Source organism: Actinomadura geliboluensis (genome assembly GCF_005889745.1).
Taxonomy (GTDB): Bacteria; Actinomycetota; Actinomycetes; order Streptosporangiales; family Streptosporangiaceae; genus Spirillospora; species Spirillospora geliboluensis.
This window is the reverse complement of the sequence record NZ_VCKZ01000350.1, coordinates 1-9,528: the sequence shown is the minus strand read 5'-3', so window position 1 is coordinate 9,528 and position 9,528 is coordinate 1. Positions and strand designations below refer to the sequence as shown.

Genomic DNA, 9,528 nt, shown 5'->3' with positions numbered 1-9,528 from the left:
CACCAGGGCCACCCGGATCGCCGAGCAGGCCCTCGGACGGGACGCCGCCGACGTGGTGGTCCTCTACCAGGGCAAGACCACGGTCGATGATCCGTCCTACCGGACGTCGGTCGAGCGGGCGCTGGGCGCGCTGCCGAAGGACAAGGTCACTTCCGTCGGCACCTACTGGACGACCAAGGCCCCGCAGTTCGTCAGCGGTGACCGCACGTCCACCTACGCCGTGCTCGAAATGGCCGGGGCCGACGATGCCGCCCGGACGAGCTCCTACGAGGCGATCAAGGACGAGCTGACCGAGGTCGGCGGCGGGCTCACCGCGAAGGCGGGCGGGCCGGTCGCGACCTCCGCCGCCATCGACGAGCGCGTCACCTCCGACATCACCCGCGCCGAGGCCATCGCCATGCCGGTGCTGCTCGTGCTGCTCGTGCTGATCTTCGGCGGGCTGGTGGCGGCCGGCCTTCCGCTGCTGGTCGGCGGGTTCGCGATCCTCGGCTCGTTCACCGCGCTGCACGCGCTGGCGTACGCCACCGACGTGTCGATCTTCGCGGTGAACATCACGACGTTCCTCGGGCTCGGCCTCGCGATCGACTACGGCCTGTTCGTGGTGAGCCGCTTCCGGGAGGAGCTCAGGCGGGACGGGGCCTCGGTCGAGGACGCCCTTGCCGCGACGATGAACACCGCCGGGCGCACCGTCGCGGTGTCCGGCGTCACGGTCGCGATCTCGCTGTCCGGGCTGCTGCTGTTCGACCAGAACTTCCTGGTCTCGATGGGCTACGGCGGCATCGCGACCGTGTTCGTCTGCATGCTCGGCGCGCTGACGGTGCTGCCCGCGCTGCTCGCCGTCCTCGGCCCGAAGGTCGACGCGCTGCCGCTGTGGCGCCGGCGCGGGGAGTCCCGGGGCTGGTGGGCGCGGCTCGCGCACAGCGTCATGCGGCGCCCGGTCGTCTACGTCGTGGCCACGGTGGCGCTGCTCCTCGCGCTCGGCGCCCCGTTCCTGCGCATCAACTGGGGCGGCGTCGACGCCGCCGCGCTGCCGGCCGGCACCGACGCCAGAGCCGTCGCCGAGGCCCTGGACACGCGGTTCCCGCGCAACGCCACCACCCCGGTCAACGCGATCGTCACGGGGACGTCCGACCGGGCCGCGATCGACGCGTTCGGCGACCGGCTGGCCGCGCTGCCCGGCGCCGCCGGGGCCACCGTGACGGGATCGGAGGGCACGACGACGCGGATCGCGGTCCGCTACGACGCCGACCCCTACTCCGACACGGCGCGCGAACTCGTGCAGAAGGTGCGGGACGCGCCGGCGCCGCCGGGCGCGCAGGTCCACGTGGGCGGCGCCACCGCCGACGTCGTCGACGAGGTCGGCGGGCTCGGCGGCACGCTGCCGTGGCTGGCGCTGCTCGTCGGGGGCGCGACGTTCCTGCTGCTGTTCCTGGCGTTCGGGTCGGTGGTGCTGCCGCTGAAGGCGATCGTGATGAACCTGCTGTCGCTGTCGGCCACCTTCGGCGCCGTCGTGCTGATGTTCCAGGACGGCCACCTGTCCGGCCTGCTCGGCTTCACCCCGATGAGCGCGATCGCGCCCGCGATGCCGATCCTGATGCTGGTGATGCTGTTCGGGATCTCGATGGACTACGAGGTGTTCCTGCTGTCGCGGGTCCGCGAGGAGTACGACCGGACGGGCTCGAACACCGCGGCCGTCGCCGCCGGCATGCAGCGCACCGGCGGGATCATCACCAGTGCCGCGCTGCTGTTCATCGTCGTGATCGGCGCGTTCGCCACGTCCGGCATCACGATGATCAAGATGGTGGGGGTCGGGATGGCGGTCGCGATCCTGGTGGACGCGACGATCGTGCGGGCCCTGCTCGTCCCGGCGATGATGCGGCTGATGGGCCGCGCCAACTGGTGGGCTCCCGGGCCCCTGTCCCGCTTCTACGGCAGGTACGGAATCCGTGAAGCGCCGGTCACCAATCTGCGGAAACCGCTTGTGGTCCCCCTTGAGGCGGCGCGAGACTGAACGGCATTCCACCGGCACCGCCTCGCGTGACGCGTACCGCGACGGAGCCCGTCCGGCGGATCCCATACCACAGCACACGGATGTCCCTTGGGGAGGCACCATGTCCACGCGGGTGATCATCGACGCCGAGGCGGAACTCGCGCAGCTGGAACGGCTCACCGACGCCCTGCGGGCCGCGGGCTGGGCGGTCGAGGTCGCCGCGCCCGCCGGCCGCCGCCCGTCCGCGCTCGTCGCCGACCCGCACATGCGCCGGATCAACGAGAGCGTCATCGCGGCCCCCGACGGCCCCGGCGGCTCCTGGGCCTACTTCTACGGCTGGGGCGAGCGGATCGCGCCGTGCACGGACCCGTCCGGCACCGCGGCGCTGCTCGGCCGCGTCCTCACCGCCCGCCGCGACAACTGACGGCGGGGCTCAGGCCGACTTGCGGCTCCGGCTCTTGGCGGGCTCCTTCTTCGCGCCCGACTTGGCCGGCGCCTTGCGGGCGGCGGGCTTCTTGGCGGCCGCCCCCTTGCCGGACGCGGCCTTGCCGTCCTTCTCGCCGCGGCTCTTCTTGGCGGCCTCGACGCTGGCGCGCAGGGCGCTGAGCAGGTCCGCGGCGGGCTCCTCCTCGGCCTCCTCCGGCCGGGTGACCTCCCGGCCCTCGACCTTGGCGTCGATGACCGCCTGGAGGGCCTCGCGGTAGGCGTCCTTGTACTCCGACGGGTCGAACTCGCCCTCCATCGACTCGATCAGCGAGGTCGCCATCGACAGCTCCTGCTTGCGGATCTCGATGTCCTCGTCCAGGAACGGGAAGTCGGGGGTGCGGACCTCGTCCGGCCAGAGCATCGTCTCCAGCACGAACACGCCGTTGCGGACGCGCAGCGTGGCGAGCGACTCGCGCTGCCGCAGCGCGACCTTCACGACCGCGACCTGCCCGGAGTTCTCCAGCGCGTCGCGGAGCAGCACGTACGGCTTGGCGCCCTGCGCGTCCGGCTCCAGGTAGTAGGACTTCGCGAAGTAGATCGGGTCGACCTCCTCCTGCTCCACGAACTGCAGGACGTCGATCCGGCGGCTGGACGACAGCGGCAGGTCGGCGAAGTCCTCGTCGGTGAGGATGACCATCTCGCCGGACGGCAGCTCGTAGCCCTTGGCGATGTCGGAGTACGGCACCTCCTCGCCGTCGACCGTGCAGACCCGCTTGTACTTGATGCGCCCGCCGTCCTCCCGGTGCACCTGGTGGAAGCTGACGTCCCTCTGCTCGGTCGCCGAATAGAGCTTCACCGGTATCGTCACCAGCCCGAACGAGATCGCGCCCTTCCAGATACTCCGCATGATCCGTCCTTACCCAGCACGTTCCCGCTCCTAGCGTCGCAACCTCCCGCGTTTTGCGCCAGAACGAGCCGTTGATCCTTTTCTGCGCGGCGGGACCGGGTAAGACGCCGGTATGACCATGCCGTGGCCCGTCGAGCCCATGATGGCCGCCACCGGGGAGCTGCCCCCCGACGGCGAGCGCTGGGGCCTGGAGCTGAAGTGGGACGGGGTCCGCGTCCTGGCGCACGTCTCGGCGGACGGCGTCCGGGCCGGCGGGCGGCGCGGCGGCGACGTGACGGGCCGGTACCCGGAGCTGTCCGCCCTGGCCGACCTGCTGCCCGACCACGACGTCGTGCTGGACGGCGAGGTCGTCGCCTTCGACGAGGGGCGGCCGAGCTTCGAGCGCCTCCAGCGGCGGATGCACGTCGAGCACCCCGACGCCCGGCTGATCCGCCTCGTCCCCGTCCGGTACGTGGTCTTCGACGTCTTGTACCTCGACGGGCACCTCCTCTACGACATGCCGTACACCGACCGCCGGTCGCTGCTGGCCGACCTGGACCTGGCCGGAACCGGCCCCGTGGAGGTCCCCCCGTACCTGCACGGCGCCGACGCCACGCAGGTGCGGGAGTTACTCGCCTTCACCCGCGAGCAGCGCCTGGAGGGCGTCCTCGCCAAGCGGCTCGACTCCCCCTACCGGCCCGGGCGGCGCGTCGACTTCTGGCGCAAGGTGAAGAACTTCATGACGCGCGAGGTCATCGTCTGCGGGTGGAAGCCCGGCAAGGGGCGGCGCGAAGGCGGAGTGGGGTCGCTGCTACTCGGCGAGTACGACGTGAAGGGCATGCTGGGGTTCGTCGGCCACGTCGGCACGGGCTTCACCGACCGCGCCTTGGACGAGCTGTACGAGACGCTCTGGCCGCTGCGCCGTCCGACGAGCCCCTACGACGAGGCCGTCCCGCGCGAGTTCGCCAAAGACGCCCAATGGGTTGAGCCGCAACTCGTCGGGGAGGTCGCCTACAGCGCCCGCACCCGGGACGGACGCCTCCGCTTCCCGTCCTGGAGGGGCCTGCGTGACGACAAGGACCCCCTGGAGGTCACGAGTGAGCAGTAGACCGGCGCGCGCCGAACACGCCGGACAGGGCCGTACGGGAGCCGCCGGAGGCGGTGCATGAGCGGCAAGAAGACCACAGTGGAGGTGGACGGGCAGCAGCTCTCGCTGTCCAACCTCGACAAGAACCTCTATCCGGAGTTCACCAAGGGCGAGGTCATCGACTACTACGCGCGCATCGCCCCGGTGATGCTGCCGCACCTGAAGGACCGCGCCGCCACCCGGATCCGCTGGCCGGACGGCGTCGACGGCGGCAAGTTCTTCGAGAAGAACGCGCCCTCCCACACCCCCGGCTGGATCCGCACCGCGACCGTGCCGAGCCCCGGCAGCACGCGGGGCCGCGAGACCCTCGACTACATCGTGGTGGACGACCTGCCCACGCTCGTGTGGTGCGCGAACCTCGCGGCGCTGGAACTGCACGTCCCGCAGTGGAAGGTGGGGCCGCGCGGCAAGGTGCACACCCCCGACCTCCTCGTCTTCGACCTCGACCCCGGCCCGCCCGCGACGATCGTCGAGGCGTGCAAGGTGGCGCTTCTGCTCGAAGAACTGCTCGGTGAGGACGGCCTGCAGGCGTACCCGAAGACCAGCGGCAAGAAGGGCCTGCACGTGTACGTCCCCATCAAGGAGCCGAAGGAGGCCGAGCGGACGTCGCAGTACGCCAAGGGCATCGCGGAACGGCTCGCCAAGGAGCACCCGGACCTGGTCGTCGCGAAGATGGAGAAGCGCCTGCGCAAGGACAAGGTCTTCGTCGACTGGAGCCAGAACAACCCCGCGAAGACGACCGTCGCGCCGTACTCGCTGCGCGCGGCCAGCCGCCCGTCCGTCTCGACGCCCGTCACGTGGGACGAGCTCGAATCTTGCGAGGACGCCGCGGACCTCGTGTTCTCCCCCGGCGAGGCGCTGGAGCGAGTGGACGAGCACGGCGACCTCCTGGCGCCGCTTCTGAAGGACCACCGCCCGCTCCCCTGACCTTCCCGCCCCAATTTGCGTGCCCTATGTGTTCGAACCGGCACGCTCCGGGATCGGATTCCGCCACCATGGACGCGGGGACACCGAGCGGGGCGGAAGGAAGAGCAGTTGTCGCAGAACCACTACGACGCCGTGGTCCTCGGCGGCGGGACGGCGGGGGAACTGGTCGCGGCCGGGCTCGCCCGCGCCGGCCGGGACGTCGCGCTCGTCGAGAACCGCCTGGTCGGCGGAGAATCGCCGTACTTCGCATGCGTGCCGTCGAAGTCGCTGCTGCTGTCGGCGCGGCGCGGCGAGACCTGGGAGATGGCGCTGGCGCGCCGCGACGAGCTGGCCGGACGCCGCGGCGACGATCCCGCCGTCGCGCGGATGGCCGAGGCCGGCGTGACCGTGCTGCGCGGCCGCGGCCGCGTCCTCGAACCGGGGCGCGTCGAGGTGGACGGGGCCGTGCACGGCTACGGCGACCTCGTCGTCTGCACCGGCAGCGAACCGGTGATCCCGCCCGTCGAGGGCCTCGCGGACGTCCCGCTGTGGACGAGCGCGGAGGCGCTGTCGGTGCCCGACCTGCCGCGCCGGCTGGTGATCCTCGGCGGCGGCCCGGTCGGCTGCGAGCTGGCCCAGGTGTACGCGGCGTTCGGGTCGCAGGTCGCGGTCGTGGAGGCGTCCGGGCGGCTGCTGACCGCCGAGGCGCCGTTCGCCGGCGAGGTGGTCGCGGACGCGCTGCGCCGCATGGGCGTCGACCTGCGGCTCGGCGCCGCCGTCGGCAACGTCGAGCGCAAGGACGTCGGCGTGCGGCTGTGGCTGTCGGACGGCGGGACGCTCGACGCCGACCGCGTCCTCGTCGCCGCCGGGCGCCGTCCCCGCGTGGAGGGCCTCGGGCTGGAGACCCTCGGCATCGCCGTGTCCCCGGGCGAAGGCGTCCCCGTGGACGAGACGTGCCGGGTGCCGTCCAGCACGGGGGGTGTGTGGGCGGCCGGTGACGTCACCGGCATCGCGCGGACCACGCACGCGGCCCGCTACCAGGCGCAGATCGTGCTGGCGAACCTCCTCGGGCGGCGCCGCGAGGCCGACTACCGCGCGATCCCCCGCGTCGTCCACACCTCCCCCTCCGTCTACTCGGTCGGGATCTCGCCCACGCGGGCGGCGGAACTCCGCATAGACCTCCTCACCGCCGGGTACGACCTCGCCGCGACGGCGCGGGCGGCGGTGGAGGCCGACGAGCGCGGCCGCGTCGAACTGTACGCCGACCGCTCCCGCGGGCTGCTCGTCGGCGCCGCCGCGGCCGGCCGCCATGCCGAGGAGTGGATGAGCGAGATCGCCCTGGCCATCCGCGCGGAGACGCCGCTGAGCCTGCTCGCCGACGTCGTCCACGCGTTCCCGACCTACGGCGAGGCCGTCGAGGCGCCGCTGCGGGAGCTGGCGGAGCGGTGGCGCCGCGACGGGACTTCGGAGGAGGACCGAGATGAGCGAGACCGACGACCTGGACCGGCCGGCGCCCGATGACGCCAACGAGGCCGACGCCGCCGAGCAGCGCGCCGCGCTGGACGAGACGGTGGACGGCCCCGGCACCGCCGCCCCCCTGCCGGAGGAGGCGAACGAGGCCGACGCCGCCGAGCAGCGGCGCGAGGTGCCGGTGGACGAGGACGACTACCGGTGACCGGCGTTGGTCCGCGCCACAGGTAACAAGGTTTTCGAAAAAGATCGGTGCGGGGTGGCGCCCGCCCCGGCGGGAATACACTGACCTGCGCGAAGGAACGCCGCCGCGGCGAGAATGTCCCCGACGGAGTTACTCGCGCGTAGGATGATGTGATTGTCCACACGCGGCGGACGACCCCCTCCCGCCGCGACGATTCGGTGATCGGAGAGTGTGGTGACCGCGACCCCGGACGCCCGCCCCCGCGGTACGCGGCTGCCGCGGCTGGCGCGCCGCAGGCAGCTGCTCGGCGCGGCCCAGGAGGTGTTCGTCGCGCAGGGGTACCACGCTGCGGCGATGGACGAGATCGCCGAGCGCGCAGGCGTCAGCAAGCCCGTGCTCTACCAGCACTTCCCGGGCAAGCTGGAGCTGTACCTGGCCCTGCTGGACGAGCACGCCGAGAACCTGGTGAGGATCGTCCGGGAGGCGCTGGAGTCCACCACGGACAACAAGCTGCGCGTCCAGGCGAGCATGCAGGCCTTCTACGACTTCGTGGCCGGCGACGGCGAGGCCTACCGCCTCGTCTTCGAGTCCGACCTGCGCAACGTGGCGCCCGTCCGGGCCCGCGTCGACCGCGCCAACCAGCAGTGCGCGGAGATGATCGCCCAGGTCATCGCCGAGGACACCAACGCCCCCGCCGAGGAGGCGCACCTGCTCGGCATGGGCCTGGTCGGCATGGCGGAGGTCAGCGCCCGGTTCTGGCTCTCCCAGCACCGCGCGATCCCGAAGGACACCGCCGAGAAGATCATCGCCCGGCTGGCCTGGCGCGGCATCTCCGGCTTCCCGCGCACGACCGACCAGGGCTGACCCCGGCGCGGGACGGGGCGTTCACCCTCGGCACAACCGACTGCCCGCGCGCCGGGTGATCTCCGTGCGACCATCGGGGGAGAGACCCCGCCGGCGGTCGGCGGGGACGCAGACGGACGACGGGAGCAGCGCGTTGCAGGTTCGCATCGGGGTGCAGAACGTTCCCAAGGAGCTCGTGGTGGACACGGCGCAGTCGGCCGACGAGGTGACGGAGGCGCTCTCCGACGCGCTCCACGAGCCGAACGGCGTGCTGGTCCTCAAGGACCGGCGGGCCGGGCGGATCGTGATCCCGGCCGCCCGGGTCGGCTACCTGGAGATCTCCGAGGACGAGCAGCGCAGCGTGGGCTTCGGCACGCAGTACGCGTGACGGCCCCGGCCGGCGGGCCGGCGGGGCGTTTGACCTGCGTTTTGTTTTAACCTGACATAACGGGCATACCGATCACCGTTCACGGGCCGTCCCGGCCCACGGAGAAGGAATGGATGATCGACATGCTCACGACGATCCTCTGGTTCATCGTCGTCGGTGCCGTCATCGGAGCCCTCGCCCGGCTGCTCGTTCCGGGCCGCAACCCGATCGGCGTTCTGCTGACCCTGCTCATCGGGGTCGCCGGCGCCGTCCTCGGCGGTGTCGTCGCGGACGCACTCGGCGCGGGAACCCTCATCGCCTTCGTGTTCGCGGTCGTGATCGCCGCGCTCGGGGTGGCGGCGCTGACCGGCATGAACACGCGCGGGCACGGCGGCCGCAAGCGCACCTGGCGCACCCGCCGCGGCACGTTCTGACCGCGCGGCGCGCGAGGTGACGCGCGCCCGGCACTCCGTGGAAGGCCCCCGCCTCGCGAGGCGGGGGCCTTCGCGGCTCCGGGCCCCGGAGTGGCTCAGGGCGTGGGAACGGCCGCGCCCGCCGCTCGGAAGACGTCCGGCCTGATGTACCGCCCGAGGCGCCGGTACGGGATGTCGAACGGCCGCCATTGCCGCCCGCACGCCATCGAGTACCCCATCCGCGACACCGGCGGGTAGAAGACGATCCCCTGGCGCGTCGGCAGCATGTGCAGGACGCCCTCGTTCACCAGGGTGGGCGTCAGGTCCCGAGCGTACGGCGGGGTGTCGACGTACTGGCGGCGTTCGGAGTCCCAGAACGGGCCCTCGCCGCACAGCGAGCCGTGCCCGGGGCCGTACTCGGCCAGCAGGCGTGTGAGGGCGCTCATGCGCGGCCCCGTCAGCGCGTCGGGGCGGAAGAAGTCGCGGCTCGCCAGCGCCCGGCCGGTGGTGAGGTCGACGGTGACCACCTGCACGGCGGGCGTGTTCCGCGTCATGACCGTCCCGCTGAAGCTGTAGCGGACGGAGAAGAGCTTCGGCCCCTTGAGGCCCACGTCGTACTCGACCTTGCCCGTGTAGGGGTTCGCGGGGTCGTCCCTCGGCAGGAAGGCGGCCAGGTCCGATCCGGCGCTCTCCGCCCAGCGCTCGGCCGGTTCCCGGATGAGCGCGTTCACCCTGGCCGTCAGCCCGCCGGGGAGCCCGGACAGCTGCGGCACCCGCGCCGTGACCCGGGTCGAGGGGCCGCTCGTCGTCCGGGTGAACGACACGGGCCGCACCTGGAGGACCGGGGGCCGCTCCACCCGCGACGCCTCGTCGCCGGTGCTCGCCGCGTACACCCC

11 protein-coding genes are annotated in these 9,528 nt (G+C 72.4%); 9 read left to right on the top strand and 2 right to left on the bottom strand.

The features are described from left to right. On the top strand, window positions 1–2,011 hold a 2,011-nt coding region (locus ETD96_RS34120; protein WP_138640605.1), incomplete at its 5' end, for an MMPL family transporter. A 100-nt stretch (window positions 2,012–2,111) separates the two neighbouring features. Beyond that, a complete protein-coding gene (locus ETD96_RS34115) occupies window positions 2,112–2,414 on the top strand; it encodes a hypothetical protein (protein WP_138640604.1) in 303 nt (100 codons plus the stop codon). Between the two features lie 9 nt (window positions 2,415–2,423). Here the strand turns inward: ETD96_RS34115 and ku are convergent, their stop codons facing one another. Continuing rightward, a complete protein-coding gene (gene ku / locus ETD96_RS34110) occupies window positions 2,424–3,323 on the bottom strand; it encodes a non-homologous end joining protein Ku (RefSeq protein WP_138640603.1) in 900 nt (299 codons plus the stop codon). Between the two features lie 112 nt (window positions 3,324–3,435). Between ku and ligD (ETD96_RS34105) the strand changes: the two genes are divergently transcribed. The 7 genes from ligD (ETD96_RS34105) to ETD96_RS34075 all read left to right on the top strand — a co-directional run bounded on the left by ligD (ETD96_RS34105) (window position 3,436) and on the right by ETD96_RS34075 (window position 8,653). Continuing rightward, entirely contained in the window at window positions 3,436–4,410 is a 975-nt protein-coding gene (gene ligD / locus ETD96_RS34105; RefSeq protein ID WP_138640602.1) for a non-homologous end-joining DNA ligase, read from the top strand. A gap of 57 nt (window positions 4,411–4,467) precedes the next feature. Continuing rightward, on the top strand, window positions 4,468–5,376 hold the full coding sequence (gene ligD, locus ETD96_RS34100; protein WP_138640601.1) for a non-homologous end-joining DNA ligase: 909 nt from the start codon (window positions 4,468–4,470) through the stop codon (window positions 5,374–5,376). 108 nt (window positions 5,377–5,484) lie between these two features. Next, on the top strand, window positions 5,485–6,876 hold the full coding sequence (locus ETD96_RS34095) for a dihydrolipoyl dehydrogenase family protein (RefSeq protein WP_240808430.1): 1,392 nt from the start codon (window positions 5,485–5,487) through the stop codon (window positions 6,874–6,876). After that, entirely contained in the window at window positions 6,836–7,030 is a 195-nt protein-coding gene (locus ETD96_RS34090; protein WP_138640600.1) for a hypothetical protein, read from the top strand. The genes ETD96_RS34095 and ETD96_RS34090 overlap by 41 nt, the downstream gene beginning before the upstream one ends. Window positions 7,031–7,243: 213 nt before the next feature. Next, window positions 7,244–7,873 (top strand): TetR/AcrR family transcriptional regulator, encoded by a 630-nt coding sequence (locus ETD96_RS34085; protein ID WP_089326332.1) that lies wholly within the window; start codon window positions 7,244–7,246, stop codon window positions 7,871–7,873. A gap of 133 nt (window positions 7,874–8,006) precedes the next feature. Continuing rightward, window positions 8,007–8,240: a DUF3107 domain-containing protein gene (locus tag ETD96_RS34080; protein WP_138640599.1), complete on the top strand. Its 234-nt coding sequence runs from the start codon at window positions 8,007–8,009 to the stop codon at window positions 8,238–8,240. Between the two features lie 113 nt (window positions 8,241–8,353). Beyond that, window positions 8,354–8,653: a GlsB/YeaQ/YmgE family stress response membrane protein gene (locus tag ETD96_RS34075; protein WP_240808429.1), complete on the top strand. Its 300-nt coding sequence runs from the start codon at window positions 8,354–8,356 to the stop codon at window positions 8,651–8,653. Between the two features lie 95 nt (window positions 8,654–8,748). Here ETD96_RS34075 and ETD96_RS45250 read toward each other — a convergent pair. Then, window positions 8,749–9,528, bottom strand: a 780-nt coding sequence (locus ETD96_RS45250; protein WP_171069370.1) for a hypothetical protein, incomplete at its 5' end; no start/stop codon positions are given.